The organism is Streptomyces sp. NPDC006512 (genome assembly GCF_040611935.1).
In the GTDB taxonomy this organism is placed as follows: Bacteria; Actinomycetota; Actinomycetes; order Streptomycetales; family Streptomycetaceae; genus Streptomyces.
Genome location: NZ_JBEXPG010000085.1, coordinates 1 through 17,068, shown reverse-complemented (window position 1 = coordinate 17,068; position 17,068 = coordinate 1). Strand labels below are relative to the sequence as shown.

The window sequence follows — 17,068 nt, the reverse complement described above, 5'->3', positions numbered from 1 at the left end:
CCCCGGAGCCCGATGCCCCCACTGTGCCGCCGCGGCGGGCGGGGGTCGATTACCTCCCGGGTAACGGCCGCCCGTGGGACGGGGGCGAGGGGGCCTTCGGGGCAAGGGGTGGCGTCCCCACTTTTTTTGAGACCGACCGCAGGGAATGTGGGGGTCGTGCTGGTTCGGGGCGGGGGCGGGGGCTAGGCTTCACGGAGCCCTGTCACTCGAACGCCCTGTCGACGTACGGAGAGTTACCCGGTGCGAGCCGCCGCCCGATCCGATCTCAGCGCGGCCTGGGACCGCGTCGTGGAACTGGCCCGGCGGTGCGGACGGGACCCCGACGAGGTACTGGCCGTGGAGCGGCTCGGGCACCTGTCCGGGGTCGAACCGGCGCTGATTCCGCAGGTGGTGGCCGGTACGGCCGCCGAAGTCCCCCTGGAACGCCGGGTGCACCAGCGGTTCCTGCGGCTGCGCGCCACCCGCCGCGACAAGCACGGCCGGGAGTGGTCCCTCGCCGCGATCGCCGAGGACTTCGACGCGCCCGGCGCCTCCCTCGGCCCGCTCAACGCCGGCACCGGACTGCCCCGGCTCGGTCACGCGGCGGGCGTGCAGCGCTTCTTCGGGGTGTACGCGGGCTTCCTGCTGGCCGACAGCAAGAGCGCGGTGGAACGGGCCCTGGCCACGGCCGGCCCGGACGGCCCCGCCGCCGCGGACGACCTCGATCACCTCTCGTACCTCAGCGGCCTCACCCCGCAGGCCATACGGCTCACGCTCGACGGGAATCCGCCGCGGCTGCCGCTCAGGGAGCAGGTGCGGCTGCGCTTCGAGCACCTGCGCCGGACCCGGCCGCGCGCCGACGGCCAGCCGCACTCCCTGACGGCCATTGCGGGCTCCTTCGACGCCTCCGGCCAGTCCCTGACCCGGCTGGCGCAGGGCGAGGGGCTGCCCAACCTCGCGGCGGCCGCGGGGATCCAGCGGTTCTACGGCGTGGAGGGCGGCTTCCTGCTGGACGGGGACGCGCAGGCGCTGGCCGGGGTGCTCGGCGGCATCGAGCGGGAACTGCGGGCCGCCGGGGCGGACGGGTCGGACGGGGCGAACCCGATGCTGGCGGTGCTGCGCGCCCACGACGTGCGGAGCATCGTCACGCGCGCGGGGCGGCTCTCGCCGGCGGGCTGGAAGTCCCTGGCCGACTACCTGGACGACCTCCTGGCCCGCGAGGGCCAGCCGGTCCCCCGCCGGGCCGACGCCCCGGGCACGGAGGCGGGCCCGCGCCCCGGGACCGGGCCCGTACCCGGCGCGGGAAGCGATGCGGGAAGCGGTGCAGGGGCCGGTGGGGCCGAGGGGGCCGCCGGGGCGGACCGGGACGGCGAGGGGGACGGGGCATGAGGACCACACGGGCCATGCGGAGCCTCGGCGCCCGGTTACTCGCCGACGCGCGCCTCGCCGCGCCCTGCGACGCCGGCCTGATCATCGGCGGGCTCTGCGCCGCCTTCGCACGGCTCCGCGGCGGCCGCCCCGTGGAGTTCCGCTTCGTTCCGTTCCCGGCCGACACGGCGAGCGGGCTCTGGCTGGAGCTGGACGACCGCGACCTCCTCGTCATCGAGGCCCGTACCCGGCCCGAGCACCAGCTCGTCATCGCCTGCCACGAGCTGTGGCACGTGCACGAGGGCACGTGCGACGGCCACGGCCCCGGCATGGCCGTCGCCGCACGCCTCACGTCCCCCCACGGCAGTCTCGCGGAACTGCTGCGTCCGGACGCCCCGCTGGAGCACGTGGTCCGGCAGGCCGCCGCCCGCGCCGACCGGGAGGATCCCGCGGAGATCCGGGCCGAGACCTTCGGCCTGTACCTCGGCATGCTCCTGAAGGCCTTCCTCACTCCCCCCAGGCAGGAGCAGTTCCCGGAGGAGATCGAGCGCATCAACACCTCGCTCGGCTGGGGCCGTTGAGCGCCCCGCACGGCACGCCCGTCCCGGCCGCCTCCGCTTCCTCACCTTCGCCGCCTGCCCTCCGCGCGGCCTGACAGAGAGCACCACACGATGACCCAGTCCACCCCGTCCCGCCACGCCGTCGTCATCGGCGGCAGCCTGGCCGGACTGCTCGCGGCCGCCGTACTCGCCGAGTACGCGACGGTCACGATCATCGACGCCGACGCACTGCCCGACGGCCCGACGCCACGGCGCGGCCTCCCGCAGGCCCGGCACGTCCACGTCATGTGGTCGGGCGGGGCGCGCGCGGTGGAGGAGATCCTGCCGGGCATCGGCGAGCAGTGGACGGCGGCCGGCGCGATCCGCCGCAGCCTGCCGACGGACCTGGTCACCCTGACCGCGCGGGGGTGGATCCCGCGGTGCGCGGAGAAGCAGTTCAGCATCTCCTGCAGCCGCGACCTGCTCGACTCCGTGGTCCGTGCCCGGGTCACCGCGCTGCCGGGGGTCACCCTCCTCCAGCGCAGCCGGGTGAGGGGCCTGGAGGGCAGCGCCGCGCGGATCACCGGCGTCCGCGTCGACACCCCGGACGGGGAGGGCGTGGTCGTGGAGGCCGATCTCGTCGTCGACGCCGGCGGCCGCGGCTCCCGGGCCCTCGGCTGGCTGGAGGCGGCCGGGGCGGGCCGCATCCGGTACTCCGAGGTCGACTCCGGCCTGGTCTACGCGACCCGCCTGTTCGAGGCGCCCGAGGGGGCGCACGAGCTGGGCTTCCCGATCGTCAACGTCCAGTCCGACCCCCGGGTGCCCGTACCCGGCCGTACGGCGACGATCGTCCCGATCGAGAACGGGCAGTGGCAGGCCACCCTTTCCGGTACCCGCGGCGGCCGGCCCACCAACGACCCCGACGCGTTCGTCCCGTTCGCCAAGGGCGTCCGGCATCCGATCGTCGGGGAGCTCCTCGAAGGCCGCGCGCCGCTGGGCGACGTCGCCGTCACCCAGGGCACCGCCGGCCGGCGGATCCACTACGAGAAGGCGGACCTGCCCGACGGCTTCTTCGCCGTCGGCGACTCGGTGGCCACCTTCAACCCGCTCTACGGGCAGGGCATGACGGTCGCCGCCCAGGGACTGCTCGCCGTACGCGCCCTGCTGCGCAATGGCGGACTCGCCCGGCCCGGCTTCGGGAACGCCGCCCAGCGCGCGCTCGCCCCGCCGGTCGCCACCGCCTGGGAGCTCGCCGCCTCGCAGGACATCAGGTATCCCGGGGCGACCGGTACGCGGCCCCGGCCGGGCGCGGGACTCCTCGACGCGTACGTGAGCCGGCTCGTGGCCGGGGCCACCACGCAGGAACCGCTCACCGCGGCGTTCCTTGAGGTCATCACCATGACCAGCCCGCCCACCCACTGGCTGCGGCCCGACATCGTCCGGCGGGTGCTGCGGGCCTCCCCGCGGGGCGCCCTCAAGGCGCCGCCGCTGACCGCCGCCGAGCGCGCCGTCGCCGGGCTCGTCGGAGCCGCCGGAGCGGGCGGGGGGCGCGAGCTGGGGGCGGACCCCGCCGGACGCGCCCGGTGAGGGAGGACTTCGTCCTGTACGTGGCGGGCTCGGTGATGGTCCTGGCCCTGCTGATCAAGGCCCCGGCGCTGCGCCGGAACTGGGACCAGCCGCTGATGCGGGCCGTGTGCGCGCTGCTGGTCGTCGGCTGCCTGCTGACGTTCCTGGCCGCGCCGCCTTCCCTGGCCGCGGTCAACGAGATCACCGGCGTCGTCAACTTCGCCGCCCCGCTCGTGTACAGCGTCCTCACCGCGTTCTCGGGGGCTTCGGTCGTGCTGATCCTGCACTGGGCCGGGGGGCCGCCCGCCGGCGTCCGGCGGGCGACGCGGGTGACGGTGGGGGCGTTCGGCGCCGTGAGCGCGCTGATCGTGACCCTGTTCGTGATCGGGGACGCGCCGGTGGAACGGCTGCGGGACCTGGACACGTACTACGCGAACACGCCCTGGCTGCGCGAGATGATCGTCCTCTACCTGGTGTCGCACACCGTGGGCAGTACGGCGCTGAGCGTGCTGTGCCTCAAGTGGACCCTGCGCGTCGATCCCGCGCTGCGGTCGCTGCGCTCGGGGCTGGCGCTGCTCATGCTCGGCGGGCTCATGGACCTCGGGTACCTCGCGGCGAAGTGGGCCGCGGTGGGCGCCCGCTGGGCCGGGCACGACTGGGACGTCCTGTCCACGTACGTGGCCCCGCCGCTGGCCTCCGCGGCGGCGCTGCTGGTGGGGTCGGGGTTCCTCGTGCCGATGCTCGGCGGGTCGGCGCTGTGGCGGGACTACAGCCAGTACCGGCGGCTGCGCCCGCTGTGGAAGGCGCTGCGCGGGTTCGCCGCCCGCAGCGTGACGACGGTGCCGCTGACCTGGTGGTCGCCGATCGGGATCCGGCTGATCCACCGCGAGTCGGTCATCGACGACGGGCTGCTGGCCCTGGCCGGCTGGTTCGACCCCGGGGTGCGGTCGCTCGCGTACGGGGCCGCGCGCGCCCAGGGCCTCGACGAACGGGCCGCCGCCGTCGTGGCGGACGCCGCCATGCTCGCCGCCGCCTGCCGGCACCGGGCGGCCGCCGAGCGGGCGGGCACCGAAGGCCCCCCGGCCGTCTCCGGCCCGGACGGCCCGGACGGCCCGGCCCCCCACGGGCTCGGCGGGCAGCCCCTGGCCCCGCTGGCCCGCGCGTTCCGCACCTCCCCGGTCGTCGCCGCGGCCCGCCGTACGGCTGCCGCCGGCGCTGTCGCCTGAGCGGTGGCCCCGGGCTGCGGGCCCCGGCAGCGCGACGCCCCGGACCGAGCGGGTCCGGGGCGTCGCGTGCGGAGTGCGGAAGGGGTCAGAGGTCCGCGAGGTCCAGTCCGGCCTGCGCGGCGGCGGCCCGGACGGTCTGCTCCAGCAGCACGGCGATGGTCATGGGACCGACGCCGCCGGGCACGGGGGTGATCAGGGAGGCGCGGGCGGCGGCCGACTCGAAGTGGACGTCGCCGACGTTGCCCTCGTTGTAGCCGGCGTCCAGGACGACGGCGCCGGGCTTGATGTCCTCGCCGCGGATGAACTCGGCCTTGCCGACGGCGGCCACGAGCACGTCCGCCTGGCGCACGATCGAGGGCAGGTCGACGGTGCGGGAGTGACAGTAGGTGACCGTGGCGTTGCGCTCCAGCAGGAGCATGCCGGCGGGCTTGCCGAGGATGGCGCTGCGGCCGACGACGACGGCGTGCTTGCCGGTGAGGTCGACGTCGTAGGCCTCCAGCAGGCGCATGATCCCGCCGGGGGTGCAGGAGACGAAGCCGGGCAGGCCGAAGCCCATGGCGGCGAAGGAGTGCATGGTGACCCCGTCGACGTCCTTGCCCGGGGCGATGGCCTCGAAGGCGGCGCGCTCGTCGATGTGGTGCGGGACGGGGTGCTGGAGCAGGATGCCGCTGATCTGCGGGTCCTCGGAGAGCTCGGTGAGGGCGGCCACCAGCTCCTCGGTGGTGGTCGTGGCCGGCAGCTCCACGTGGCGGGAGGTGATCCCGGCCTTGGCGCAACGGTTCTGCTTCATGCGTACGTACGTCACGGACGCGGGGTCCTCGCCGACCAGGACGGTCGCGAGGCAGGGCGCGGTGCCGGTGCGCTCGGTGAGCGCGGCCGCGTGGGCGGCGGTCTGCTCCGAGATGCGGCGGGCGAGGGCGGTGCCGTCCATCAGCTGGGCGGTGGCAGTCGTCACGGGGTCTCCTGAACGTCGCTGCGGATCGCGGATCGCCCAGGCGCGCGGCAGTCGACGTACGGGGTACGCCGGGCCGCTCCCCGGTGGTGATCCACCCGAACGCCAGTCACGGCCCGCCGACCACTGTAGTCGACATATCCGGTGGTTCACCGGGGCCCGAGCTGGGACGATCGAGACATGACGCGTACTTTCGACCATCTCGTCGCCGAGGCCGAATCCGTTTCCGTCGACGGCTGGGACTTCTCCTGGCTCGACGGCCGCGCCACCGAGCAGCGCCCCTCCTGGGGCTACCAGCGGCTCCTGGGCGAGCGTCTGGCCCGGGTGCGTTCCGCGCTGGACATCCAGACCGGCGGGGGCGAGGTGCTCGCCGGGTCGGGACCGCTGCCGCCGCTGACGGTGGCCACCGAGTCCTGGCCGCCGAACATCCGGAAGGCGACGCGGCTGCTGCACCCGCTGGGCGCGGTGGTGGTCGCGGACGCCGACGAGCCGCCGCTGCCCTTCGGTGACGAGGCCTTCGAGCTGGTCGCCAGCCGGCATCCGGTGACCATCTGGTGGGACGAGATCGCCCGGGTGCTGGAACCGGGCGGCACCTACCTGTCCCAGCAGGTCGGCCCGGCGAGCGTCTTCGAGCTCGTCGAGTACTTCCTCGGCCCCCAGCCGGAGGAGGTGCGGCGCGGCCGGCACCCCGACGACGCGGTCGCCGACGCCACGAAAGCGGGCCTGGAGGTGGTCGATCTGCGCTCCGAACGACTGCGGACGGAGTTCCATGACATCGGAGCCGTGATCTACTTTCTACGGAAGGTGATCTGGATGGTGCCCGGCTTCACGGTCGGGCAGTACCGGGACCGGCTGCGCGAGCTCCACGAACGGATCGAACGCGAGGGCCCGTTCGTCGCGCACACCGCCCGCTTCCTCATCGAAGCCCGCAAAAAGGGCTGAGATGAGGCCTTGCGGGAGGCGGTCGCGAGGCGGACGGATCTCCGCCGGATCGGTTGCGCGGCCACAGCGTGGCGCAGGTCACTCAATTCAGCGCGTAACGAATCGACTCGGGCATGCGATGAACCGACAGGTGTCCTCGCGCGGCCCGGAATACAGACCCCCCTCGGGTCTGTTTCCCGAGTTCGCGCGATGATGTCCCGCTCACCCCTTATCTGTTCGCAACGAGAGGCTCCTTGTGTCGCTCAGCCCGTCCCGTACGTTCCCTCCGGAGATCGCCGAATCGGAGGCCCTCGTCGCGCTCGTCGAGCGCGGCCGCGAGCAGGGTCACATCAACGGTGACGATGTGCGCCAGGCCTTCGAGGCCGGCCGCATCCCGGTGGACCAGTGGAAGCGGGTCCTGCGCAGCCTGAACCAGGTCCTGGACGAGGAGGGCGTCGCCCTCCACGTCAGCGCCGCCCCCGCCACCAAGGCTCCCGCGAAGAAGCCCCGCAAGGCGGCCGCGGCCCCCGCCCGCACCGTGACCAAGAAGGCGGCCGCCGCGCCGCGCCCCATCGGCGCGCGCAAGACGGCCGCCCCGGCCACCGCCGCGGCGATATCCGCATCGCCGGCCGCCGCCGAGGACGAGGTGACGGCCGAGGCCGCCGCCGAGCCCAAGAAGCGCACGGTCAAGAAGACCGCCGTCAAGAAGGCCACGGCGACCAAGAAGACCGCCGCCACGAAGAAGGCCGGTGCCAAGGACTCCGACGAGGGCGAGACCCCCGCCGTCGAGGGCGAGGACTGGGCGGCCGAGGACCTCGCCGACGAGGCCGAGGAGGAGGCGCCCAAGACGGGCGGCACCCAGGGCTTCGTCCTGTCCGACGATGACGAGGACGACGCCCCGGCGCAGACGGTCATGGTGGCCGGTGCCACCGCCGACCCCGTCAAGGACTACCTGAAGCTGATCGGCAAGGTGCCGCTCCTCAACGCCGAGCAGGAGGTCGAGCTCGCCAAGCGCATCGAGGCGGGCCTGTTCTCCGAGTACAAGCTCGAAGAGGAGGAGGACCACAAGCCCGCGTTCAAGCGCGAGCTGGAGATCCTCGTCGAGGACGGCCGCCGCGCCAAGAACCACCTGCTGGAGGCCAACCTCCGTCTCGTGGTCTCCCTGGCCAAGCGCTACACCGGCCGCGGCATGCTCTTCCTGGACCTGATCCAGGAGGGCAACGTCGGTCTGATCCGCGCGGTGGAGAAGTTCGACTACACCAAGGGCTTCAAGTTCTCCACGTACGCGACCTGGTGGATCCGGCAGGCGATCACGCGTGCCATGGCCGACCAGTCGCGCACGATCCGCATCCCCGTGCACATGGTCGAGATCATCAACAAGCTCGCCCGCGTGCAGCGCCAGATGCTCCAGGACCTGGGCCGCGAGCCCACCCCGGAGGAGCTGGGCAAGGAACTCGACATGACCCCCGAGAAGGTCATCGAGGTCCAGAAGTACGGCCGCGAGCCGATCTCCCTGCACACCCCCCTGGGTGAGGAGGGCGACAGCGAGTTCGGTGACCTCATCGAGGACTCCGAGGCGGTCGTGCCGGCCGACGCGGTGTCGTTCACCTTCCTCCAGGAGCAGCTCCAGTCCATCCTGGGCACGCTCTCGGAGCGCGAGGCGGGCGTGGTCTCCATGCGGTACGGCCTCAACGACGGCCAGCCGAAGACCCTGGACGAGATCGGCCGCGTGTACGGGGTCACCCGTGAGCGCATCCGCCAGATCGAGTCCAAGACCATGTCGAAGCTGCGCCACCCGTCGCGTTCGCAGGTGCTGCGCGACTACCTCGACTAAACCTCGGGTTCCTCAGGCGAGCCGGAACACCGGCCCCCTGGGGGTGAACGGCAGGGAGGCACCCTGCGGAACCAGATAGGCGTGCTCGCGCCGGATCCGCAGGGTGTCGCACCACCCGTCCGTGATCACCAGCACCGGTGCGCCGGGCGGGAAGTCCTCCGCCCGCAGCAGCAGGTCGATGCCCGGCTGGAGCACCGTGCCGCCCCGGCCGCGCACCCGTACCCGGCCCGCGATCTCGGTCGGGGGCAGATAGCCCGCGTCGTACGGCGCCGCGTCGCAGAACACGACGCGGGCGGCCGGTACGTCGCGGGCTTCCGCGTACGAGGCGATCGCGCCCAGCGCCTTGCCGAGCAGGGCGGTGTCCATGGAGCCCGAGGTGTCGAGCACCACCCCGAAGGTGCAGCGGGCGATCTCCTCGGGCGGGAAGTGGCGGCCCGCGCGGGGGATGTCCGGGGTCGACGCCTGGCGGCGCGCCGGGCGCGCGTAGGAACGTACGGGCTCCGGCCGGGGAACGTACTCGTCGAACCAGCGGGCGAGCTGCGCGTCCCAGGGCACCGGCGGGTGGGCCAGGGCGCGGATCTCCTCGACCAGGCCGGCGGGCAGCAGTCCGCGGTCCCCGTGCGCGTGCAGGTCGAAGCCCTGGACCAGGCCGCGCCGGTAGAACTCGTCCAGGTCCGTGTACGGCACGCTCGCCGGGTGGGACAGGGGCTCGCCCAGGATGTCCCCGAGGCCCTTGCCGCGCAGGGTGGCGAGCCGGCGGCCGCGGCGCAGGCCGGTGGCGATGAGGTCGTAGACCTCCTCGACGGACAGGCCGCTCAGGGCGGGATCGTGCAGCAGTCCGTCGGGCATGTCCCCGACGTCCATCTCGACGAGCCAGCCGTTGACCACGTAGTCGGCGGCGACGTTGTGCAGGTACGGGTCGCGGGCGCCGCGGCGCTCTCCGTGGCGCAGGGCGGCGTGCAGCATCTCGTGGGCCAGGACGAACCGCCACTCCCCGTCGGTGAGGGTGCGCAGCGGGTTGACGTAGATCTCCCCGGCGCTCGCGCTGACGGCGGCGACGGCGATGCCGTTCGCGCGGGCCACCTCGGCGTCCGCGACGATCGTCAGGCCCCCGGCGAGCCCGCCGAGCAGCGGGTACGAGGAGACGAACCAGTTCAGGGCCCGGTCCCAGGGGTGCTGGCGCAGGCGCTCGCCGGTGGCCCGGTCGCGGCGGCCTCCGGCGACGTCCATGGCGGCGGAGACGCTGCGGGTCAGGGCGTGCGCGAAGGCGGTCTCCCAGTCCGGGACGGCCGTGTTCCAGGAGTTCCAGGCCACGAGGAGCTGGTCGGGGCCGTCCCCGGCGGTGCCGCACTGCTCGTACGCGGCGGGGATGCCGTCGCGGCGCCAGCGGGCGGCCAGGGCGTCCTCGTCGCCGCCGGGGTAGCCGGCGGGCAGGTGGTCGGGGGCCCGGCCGGCCGGGAAGGTCAGCAGGAAGCGGTTGACGACGGCGCAGCGGGCGGCGAGGTCGAAGCGGTCGGGCCGGGGCCGGTCCGGGTCCTCGGCGGCCGGGACGTGGCCGAAGCCGAGGTGGAGGAAGGCGTGGGCGAGGGCCCAGGCCCACTCGGCCGGTTCGGCGCGCCGGGTGGGGTGGACGTGGACGGTGCCGTTGGAGTCCACCGCGGCCAGACCCGAGGCGGGGGTGTCCGGGCACTTCGCCGGGCGGCAGATCCTGGCTTCGACGGCGGCGAGCGCGGGGTTGCGCTTGACCAGGGCGAGTCCCTCGGCGAAGGCCCGGTCGGCGGGGTCGGGCCCGGCTTCCTTCCGGGCGCGGCCGCGCGCGGCGCTCATCGGCGGGCCTCGACCAGGCGGGGCATGTCACGGGCCGCCTCGACGAGGAACCAGGACGGCAGGACGGGCAGGCCGTCGGCGTCGTCGGCGATGACGGTCTGGGCGACCTCGACGGAGATCTCGGCGAGCTGCACGAGCAGTGACTTGGCCCGGTGGGAGATCTGCCGGACGGCGGGCGAGACGTGTTCCTTGCGGGCCGGGAGTTCCTTGACGAGGCGGCCGCGGAAGGCGTCGGCGAGGTAGTAGAGCAGGTCGCGGTCGGCGAGGCGGGTGGGCCAGGAGGCCTCGCCCTTGAAGATCGCCTCGATGCCGAAGGAGTGCCGGACGATCTTGGCGTAGCCGCAGAAGGAGACGGCGTGCGCCGGGGTGAGGGTGCCGTGGGCCACGACCTTGAGGGTCTCCTCGTCCAGTCCGGTCCCGAAGGAGTGCAGGGCGTCCGAGAGCATGTGCCAGGAACGCGGCGTGGAGAAGGGCTCCTCGGTCTTCGGCGGCTGCGACCAGAGGTGGTCGGGGCGGTCGGTGAGGTAGTCGGTGATCCACGGGTGGATGCCGTGCTCGCCGGCCCAGACCAGCCAGTCCTGTGCGGAGGCCCGCAGGTGGACGTGGGTGAGGCGGTTGACGAGGGCGGAGGCGATGGGCCGGGCGAGGGCGTTGTCGGTGGCGCGGTTGCCCGCGCCGATGACGATGGAGCCGGCGGGCAGCTCGTAGGAGCCGATGCGCCGGTCGAGGATCAGCGAGTAGAAGGCCTTCTGGACGTCGGGGCTCGCGGCGTTGAGTTCGTCGAGGAAGAGGCAGTACGGCTCGTCGCGGGCGATGGCCTCCGGCGGGCAGAACACGGAGCGGCCGTCGCGGATCTGGGGGACGCCGATCAGGTCCTCGGGGGCGAGCTGGGTACCGAGGAGGCTGACGCACTCCAGGCCCAGCGAGTCGGCGAACTTCCGCACGAGCGAGGACTTGCCGATGCCCGGCGCCCCCCAGAGGAACACCGGCCGTACGGTGGCGAGGCCGAGGAGGAGTTCGGGGATCTGGGCGGGGGTGACGGTGGCGGCTGCCTGCACGGGTGCGGTCGTCCTTCGGGGCCGGGGGCTGTGGTGCGCCCAGTGTGTGCGCACCGCGGCCCCCGGAGCACCCGGTTTTCCCGGGTCGACGGTTCCTAGCCGGCGGCTCCGCGCTGGCGGCGGGCGGCCATGAGGGCGTAGAGGAGGACGCCGGCGAAGAGGAACAGGACGCCCTGGTAGACGGCGGCGTAGCCGGAGCCGGCGACGAGCCACATGGAGAAGCCGAAGGCGAGGCAGGCGAGGGCGGCGTCGCGGACCAGGCGGCCGCGGTGGACCCGCTCGGACCGGCCGGAGAGGAGGAAGAAGATCTGCGCGGCGGTGGACAGCAGGTAGGGGACGGTCGCGGTGAAGGTGGTGACGAGGACCAGGACCTCGAAGACGCCCTCGGATCCGGCGGTGTAGTTGTAGACGGTCAGCCCGGAGGCCAGGACGACGGTGACGAGGACGCCGGCCACGGGGACCCCGCGCCGCTTGGTCGCGAAGACCTTCGGGAAGAGCCCGTCCCGGGCGGCCGCGTACGGGGTCTGCGCGCTGAGCAGGGTCCAGCCGTTGAGCGCGCCGACCATCGAGACCACCGCGGCGCAGGCGACGAGCGTGCCGCCCCAGGTGCCGCCGAACATGGCGTTGACGGCGTCGGTGAAGGGGGCTTCGGAGGAGACCAGCCGGTCGTGGGCGACCAGCCCGAACACGGCGAGGGTGCCGAGCAGGTAGACGGTGGCGGCGCCCGCGGTGCCGAGGACGGTGGCGCGGCCGACGTTGCGGGCCGGGTCGCGGACCTCGCCGGCGCTGACGGCGGCGGACTCGACGCCCAGGTAGCTGAAGAGCAGGATCGCGGCGGAGGCGGAGACGGCTCCGACGGCGCTCTGGTCGGTGGCCCGGAAGGGGCCGAGGTTGGCCGGGTCGAAGAAGAACAGTCCGCCGACGGCCACGAGCAGCAGGGGGACGAGCTTCAGCACGGTCGCGACGAGCTGGACCGCGCCCACGTACCGGGTACCGGCCAGGTTGGCGAGGGCGGGCAGCCACTGGACGGCCAGCGCGGCCAGGCACATGGACCACTTGTGGTCCCCGATCGCGGGGAAGAGCACGGAGAGGTAGCCGACGGCCGCGACCGCGAGGGCGGCGTTCGAGACCCAGGTGGTGATCCAGTTGCTGTAGGCGGCGAGGAAGCCCGCGAAGTCGCCGAACGCGGCGCGGACGTAGACGTACGGCCCGCCGGTCTGCGGGTGCCGTTCGGCGAGGCGGCCGAAGACCAGGGCGAGGGCGATCGCGCCGAGGGTCAGCACGCCGAAGGCGAGCAGGCTGACGGTGCCGAAGGGGGCGACCGAGGCGGGGAGGAGGAAGATCCCGCCGCCGATGATGTTGCCCATGACCAGGCAGACGGCGGTCGGGAGGCCGAAGCGGCGGGCGTGCGGGCCGCCGCCCTGGCCGGCGGGTCCCGTGGCCGCGGCGGCCTCGGCGGGTCCGGTGGCCGCCGCGGGGCCCGTGGCCCCGGTGGTGGTCGGGGCTGGGGCTGCGGTGCTGGTCATCGGGGGTGCGCCTCGGAATGTCTCACATGCTGGTCAGGACGCCCCATGGTCGGGCACCGTGAACTCCGCACCAAATCACCGGGTTTCGTCCGGTGCGGGCACCCCTGCGGAAGGAAAGGTTCCGTCTGGGTCGGCCTCCCGCCGGGGATCCTCCTCCGGCCGGTCCGCGAGCGGCACCTGGGGGCCGTCCGCCTCGCGCAGCCAGCGGCGCAGGACATCGTGCACCGCCTCGGCACCCACCAGCTCCCGGCCCGGGTCCGACAGTTCCGTGGGCCACATCAGGAACGGGTGCCCCTGCTCCCCGCCGAGACCGCCGTGCGAGCCGATCTGCTCCTCGAAGGCGTGCACGGCCCCGCTCACCGGGTCGTACGCCGAGTTGACCATGATGTCGGCCACGTGCGGGAAGGAGTCCGTCCGGCGGACCGCGTCGGCCGCGCCCGGCCCGAACGCCGCCAGCAGCTCCTCCGCCGCCCCCGGTACGTCCAGCCGCGCCGACGCGCCGTCCGGGCCGAGCACCTCGCCGTCCACCAGCAGGAACCCCACCCCGGGGTGGTTGGCCAGGGTGGCCAGCAGGGCGGGGTGGGCCCGCTCGATCCACCGGCGCGGGGCCCGCCCGGGCAGGTCCGGGAAGGAGATCAGTCCGAGGTTGCCCGAGGCCAGCACCACCGGGTCGGAGCCCGGGGGCGGATGGACCTCCTCGCCGTCCTCCTCCTCCGGCCGGTGGAGGGCCGCCAGCACGGCCGCGCGGGCCTCGGCCCCGCTGCGCGTGCCGCCGGCCCGGCGCGAGACCGGCAGCCCGCAGCCGGCGCGGACCAGGTCCTTCAGGGTGAGTCCGTAGCGGCCGAGGAAGGTCTCCCCCGGGCTCTGGCCGTGGTCCGAGAGCAGGACGAACCGGTACGCGCGCGGGGCGTGCTCGGCGGCCCGGGCGATGAGCGCGAGGCTCCGGTCCAGCCGGGCCAGCACCCGGTCGGTGTCCCCGCCGTGCGGGCCAGAGTGGTGCGCGACCTCGTCGTAGGCGACCAGGTCCGCGTAGACCGCGGCGCGGCCCGCCAGGGTGTCCCCGATCACCGCCGAGACGACCACGTCCCGCTCGATCACCGTCGCGAACGCCCGGATCACGGGGTACAGGCCGCCGCGCGCCACCCTGGGCTCGTCCTTGCGGGCCCGGGAGCGCAGCGACTGGCCGATCTCGCGCACCACTTCGGCGGTGAAGGAGAGGGCGGTCCGGACGGCGTTGGCCGGGTCGGAGAAGTACGCGAAGTAGCCCGCGCGGGAGCGGTTGGCGCGCCCGCGCCGGGCGGCGACGGACAGCACCAGGGCCAGCTGGTCGGCGCCGCCGCTGAACAGGTTGCCCCGGCTCGCCCCGTCGAGGGTCAGCAGCCCGCCGTCACCGGTGCGCAGGACGGCCCGCCGCTGGAGTTCGGCGGCACTGGTCGGCCGGTTGCAGACCATCACCTCGCGGGTGTCCTTCTCGTACCAGCGGAACGCCGGGACGTCGAAGTTGGAGCCGTGCAGGATGCCGAGCTGGCTGGCTCCGGTCTGGCTGGACCAGTCGGTGCGCCAGGACATGACGCGGTGGCTGCGTTCCAGCCAGCCCTCCACCGTCGGCATCAGCCCCTCGGCGGCCGCCCTGCGCAGCACCTCGTAGCCGACGCCGTCGAGCTGGAGGAAGACCAGCCCGGGGGCGGCCGGGGGCGCTCCCGGGGCGCCCGCACGGCGCTGGCGGCGCCGCCGCCGGTCGGCGAGCCGGTACAGGCGGCGCCGGTACGCCTCGTCGTCGCGCACCGCGAGCGCGGTGGAGGTGGCGGAGGCCACGGCGGACATCACCGCGGCGACGACCACCGCCGTTTCGGGGGCCAGGGTGCCCCGGTCGTCGGGGATCAGGCTGAGCGCCATCAGCAGCAGCGAGCCGTTGAGGAAGAAGACGAGCAGCCCGAGGACCAGTGCGGGGACCAGCAGCAGGGCCCGTACGAGCACCGGCCACACCAGAGCGCTCAGCAGGCCGAAGGCGCCGGCGCCCCAGGCCGCGGTCAGCCCGATCCGGGTGACGCTGTCGCCGTCGGCGGACTGGAGGCGGAAGTCGGGCAGGATCCCGGCGAGGACGAGCAGGGTCAGCGTGGACACCGCCCACACGATGACCACCCGCATCAGTGCGCCGCCCGCGGCCCGCCACCGCAACCGCCCTCGCCACACGCCCGTACCCGCCTCACGTCCCGGGCCGCGCCCCACCAGCGGCCCCCCGGCCAGCGTCGCACAGGGCGGCGGGGCGCGGCGGGCGACACGGGTGGCGCACGGACGTACGGCGGGCCGGGCCGACGGGACCCCGGGCGGCACCGGCCCGGGGTGGATCCGGAAGAGGCGGCCTACGTGCCGTCGTAGCCGGCGGTCGGCATGGAGAGCCTGCGGTGCACCTCGGCCTTCATCGCGGAGGTGTACTGCGGCTCGTCCAGTCCGGCGGTCTCCAGCCGTACGCCGCGCCGCGCGCACTCGGCCGCGAACTCCTCGACGGAGCTCAGCGCCCGGGCCAGGACCCTCCGGTTGGGGGCGACGAACAGGTCGACCTGGCCGGCTTCTACGTCACACCACAGTCCGCAGTGGTCGGCCCGCAGCCCGTAGAAGAGCAGGTGCCGGGTGACCACGTAGCCCCGCTCCGCGGCCCAGCGCGCGCACATGGCGTGCTGGCTCCGGGTGTCCACGGCGAAGGGATCGGCGTCGAGTTCCTCAAGCGGGGCCAGGCTGGCGATAGCGGCCACGCGCAGCTCATCCATGGCGCCCGACCCTACTCCGATCCGGGCCCCGGGAGGAGGGGGCCGGGAGGATCCGCCCCGCTCCGGCGGCACGCCCGGCGGGACCGTGCGGACACCCCCTAAGCTCGACGGGAGGCGGGGCCGAGGGAGGGAGGACCGTGGTGGCGGTCGAGATCACCTGGTGGGGGCACGCCACGTGCACCGTGCGGGACTCGGGGGTGCGGCTGCTGACCGACCCGCTGTTCGCCCGGCGGCTCGCGCACCTGCGGCGGCGGCGCGGGGCGATGCCCCCGCCCGGGGCGGCCGAGGCGGACGTGGTGCTGGTGTCGCACCTGCACTCCGACCACCTGCACCTGCCGTCGCTGGCCCGGGTGCCGCGCGGGGCGCGGCTGGTGGTGCCGCGGGGGGCGCGCCGGGCCGTGCCGGGGCTGGAGCGGCTCGCGGGGCTGCGGGACCTGGTGGTGGCGGAGGTGGCCCCGGGCGACGAGGTGGCCGTACGGGACGGCGTACGGGTCCGGGTGGTCAGCGCGCGGCACGACGGGCGGCGGCTGCCGTTCGGGCCGCAGCGGTCCCCCGCGCTGGGGTACGTGGTCGAGGGCGCGGCGCGGACGTACTTCGCCGGGGACACCGGTCTGTTCGACACGATGGCCGAGGAGGTCGGGCCGGTGGACGTGGCGCTCCTGCCCGTCGGCGGGTGGGGGCCGTACCTGGGTCCGGGGCACCTGGACGCGGAGCGGGCCGCGCGGGCCCTGGCGGACCTGGCTCCCGCGGCGGCGGTGCCGGTGCACTACGGGACGTACTGGCCGATCGGGATGGACGCGGTGCGCCCGCACGAGTTCCACGCGCCCGGCGAGGAGTTCGCCCGGCACGCGCGGCGGCTCGCGCCGAAGGTGACGGTCCGGGTCCCGGCCCACGGGGAGCGGGTGCGGCTGCCGTGATCCCGTGGCGGGAGGCGGCGCTGGCCGCCGGCCAGGTGCCGCCGGAGACCACCCAGCAGGCGGTCGGGTATCCGGCGCTGTTCGTGCTGGTGGCGCTGGGCGCGCTGGTGCCGGTGATTCCGACGGGGGCCCTGGTGAGTACGGCGGCGGTGGTGGCGTTCCACCAGTCGCTGCCGTTCGGCCTGCTGCTGGTGTTCGTGGTGTCCGCGCTGGCGGCGTTCCTGGGGGACGTCTCGCTGTACTGGCTGGGGCAGCGCGGGGTGCGTTCGCGGGGCGGCTCGCGCTGGCTGGAGTCGCTGCGCGGGCGGGCCACGCCGGAGCGGCTGGAGCGGGCGCGGACGAAGCTCGACGAGCACGGCGTGCTGGTGCTGGTGCTGTCGCGGCTGGTGCCGGCGGGCCGGATCCCGGTGATGCTGGCCTGTCTGCTGGGCGGGCTGCCGCTGCGGCGTTTCGCCCGGGGGGACGCCCCGGCCTGCCTGGCGTGGGCGGCGACGTACGGCCTGATCGGGATCCTGGGCGGTTCGCTGTTCTCCGAGCCCTGGAAGGGCGTGGCCCTGGCCGTCGGGCTGACGCTGCTGATCAGCGTC

Annotated in this window: 14 protein-coding genes and 1 riboswitch; of the genes, 8 read left to right on the top strand and 6 right to left on the bottom strand. The window is 74.5% G+C overall.

Annotation, left to right across the window (positions count from 1 at the left end; translation table 11 throughout):
- Positions 1-240: 240 nt before the first annotated feature.
- From ABZZ17_RS36895 to ABZZ17_RS36880, 4 genes are all read left to right on the top strand, one after another.
- Positions 241-1,368 (top strand): hypothetical protein, encoded by a 1,128-nt coding sequence (locus ABZZ17_RS36895; protein WP_356883180.1) that lies wholly within the window; start codon positions 241-243, stop codon positions 1,366-1,368.
- Positions 1,365-1,928, top strand: coding sequence for a toxin-antitoxin system, toxin component (locus ABZZ17_RS36890; RefSeq protein WP_356883178.1), 564 nt, complete (start codon positions 1,365-1,367; stop codon positions 1,926-1,928). The genes ABZZ17_RS36895 and ABZZ17_RS36890 overlap by 4 nt, the downstream gene beginning before the upstream one ends.
- A gap of 90 nt (positions 1,929-2,018) precedes the next feature.
- Complete coding sequence (locus tag ABZZ17_RS36885; protein WP_356883176.1) at positions 2,019-3,473, top strand: FAD-dependent oxidoreductase; 1,455 nt, start codon at positions 2,019-2,021, stop codon at positions 3,471-3,473.
- Entirely contained in the window at positions 3,470-4,678 is a 1,209-nt protein-coding gene (locus tag ABZZ17_RS36880) for an MAB_1171c family putative transporter (protein WP_356883174.1), read from the top strand. The genes ABZZ17_RS36885 and ABZZ17_RS36880 overlap by 4 nt, the downstream gene beginning before the upstream one ends.
- Before the next feature lie 85 nt (positions 4,679-4,763).
- Here ABZZ17_RS36880 and ABZZ17_RS36875 read toward each other — a convergent pair whose 3' ends face one another.
- The gene (locus tag ABZZ17_RS36875) at positions 4,764-5,609 is read right to left on the bottom strand and encodes a bifunctional 5,10-methylenetetrahydrofolate dehydrogenase/5,10-methenyltetrahydrofolate cyclohydrolase (protein ID WP_356883204.1); all 846 of its coding nucleotides are present in this window, start codon (positions 5,607-5,609) and stop codon (positions 4,764-4,766) included.
- Between the two features lie 51 nt (positions 5,610-5,660).
- Positions 5,661-5,753: riboswitch (ZMP/ZTP riboswitch) on the bottom strand.
- A gap of 57 nt (positions 5,754-5,810) precedes the next feature.
- Between ABZZ17_RS36875 and ABZZ17_RS36870 the strand changes: the two genes are divergently transcribed.
- Both ABZZ17_RS36870 and ABZZ17_RS36865 read left to right on the top strand, forming a co-directional pair.
- A complete protein-coding gene (locus tag ABZZ17_RS36870) occupies positions 5,811-6,572 on the top strand; it encodes a methyltransferase domain-containing protein (protein WP_356883172.1) in 762 nt (253 codons plus the stop codon).
- A 235-nt stretch (positions 6,573-6,807) separates the two neighbouring features.
- Entirely contained in the window at positions 6,808-8,385 is a 1,578-nt protein-coding gene (locus ABZZ17_RS36865) for an RNA polymerase sigma factor (RefSeq protein ID WP_356883170.1), read from the top strand.
- A 12-nt stretch (positions 8,386-8,397) separates the two neighbouring features.
- Here the strand turns inward: ABZZ17_RS36865 and ABZZ17_RS36860 are convergent, their stop codons facing one another.
- The 5 genes from ABZZ17_RS36860 to ABZZ17_RS36840 form a co-directional block, all read right to left on the bottom strand.
- Positions 8,398-10,212 carry a hypothetical protein gene (locus ABZZ17_RS36860; RefSeq protein WP_356883168.1) on the bottom strand — a complete coding sequence of 605 codons (1,815 nt, stop codon included), beginning with the start codon at positions 10,210-10,212 and terminating at the stop codon, positions 8,398-8,400.
- Positions 10,209-11,270 carry a MoxR family ATPase gene (locus ABZZ17_RS36855; RefSeq protein WP_356883166.1) on the bottom strand — a complete coding sequence of 354 codons (1,062 nt, stop codon included), beginning with the start codon at positions 11,268-11,270 and terminating at the stop codon, positions 10,209-10,211. Before ABZZ17_RS36855 ends, ABZZ17_RS36860 begins: the two co-directional genes overlap by 4 nt.
- 95 nt (positions 11,271-11,365) lie before the next feature.
- Positions 11,366-12,796 carry an amino acid permease gene (locus tag ABZZ17_RS36850; protein WP_356883164.1) on the bottom strand — a complete coding sequence of 477 codons (1,431 nt, stop codon included), beginning with the start codon at positions 12,794-12,796 and terminating at the stop codon, positions 11,366-11,368.
- A gap of 75 nt (positions 12,797-12,871) precedes the next feature.
- Positions 12,872-14,944, bottom strand: coding sequence for a phage holin family protein (locus tag ABZZ17_RS36845; protein WP_356883162.1), 2,073 nt, complete (start codon positions 14,942-14,944; stop codon positions 12,872-12,874).
- Positions 14,945-15,159: 215 nt separating this feature from the next.
- A complete protein-coding gene (locus ABZZ17_RS36840) occupies positions 15,160-15,564 on the bottom strand; it encodes a hypothetical protein (protein WP_356883160.1) in 405 nt (134 codons plus the stop codon).
- Between the two features lie 140 nt (positions 15,565-15,704).
- On the opposite strand from ABZZ17_RS36840, the gene ABZZ17_RS36835 reads away from it, so the two are divergent.
- Both ABZZ17_RS36835 and ABZZ17_RS36830 read left to right on the top strand, forming a co-directional pair.
- Positions 15,705-16,481: an MBL fold metallo-hydrolase gene (locus ABZZ17_RS36835; RefSeq protein WP_356883158.1), complete on the top strand. Its 777-nt coding sequence runs from the start codon at positions 15,705-15,707 to the stop codon at positions 16,479-16,481.
- On the top strand, positions 16,478-17,068 hold a 591-nt coding region (locus ABZZ17_RS36830), incomplete at its 3' end, for a VTT domain-containing protein (RefSeq protein ID WP_356883156.1). The genes ABZZ17_RS36835 and ABZZ17_RS36830, both read left to right, overlap by 4 nt.

Excerpts from the sequence above, each read along its gene's own strand:
- ABZZ17_RS36890 (WP_356883178.1), top strand. The coding sequence starts at position 1,365 with ATGAGGACCACACGGGCCATGCGGAGCCTCGGCGCCCGGTTACTCGCC.
- ABZZ17_RS36885 (WP_356883176.1), top strand. The coding sequence starts at position 2,019 with ATGACCCAGTCCACCCCGTCCCGCCACGCCGTCGTCATCGGCGGCAGC.
- ABZZ17_RS36875 (WP_356883204.1), bottom strand. The coding sequence starts at position 5,609 with ATGGACGGCACCGCCCTCGCCCGCCGCATCTCGGAGCAGACCGCCGCC.
- ABZZ17_RS36870 (WP_356883172.1), top strand. The coding sequence starts at position 5,811 with ATGACGCGTACTTTCGACCATCTCGTCGCCGAGGCCGAATCCGTTTCC.
- ABZZ17_RS36860 (WP_356883168.1), bottom strand. The coding sequence starts at position 10,212 with ATGAGCGCCGCGCGCGGCCGCGCCCGGAAGGAAGCCGGGCCCGACCCC.
- ABZZ17_RS36850 (WP_356883164.1), bottom strand. The coding sequence starts at position 12,796 with ATGACCAGCACCGCAGCCCCAGCCCCGACCACCACCGGGGCCACGGGC.
- ABZZ17_RS36845 (WP_356883162.1), bottom strand. The coding sequence starts at position 14,944 with ATGCGGGTGGTCATCGTGTGGGCGGTGTCCACGCTGACCCTGCTCGTC.
- ABZZ17_RS36840 (WP_356883160.1), bottom strand. The coding sequence starts at position 15,564 with ATGGATGAGCTGCGCGTGGCCGCTATCGCCAGCCTGGCCCCGCTTGAG.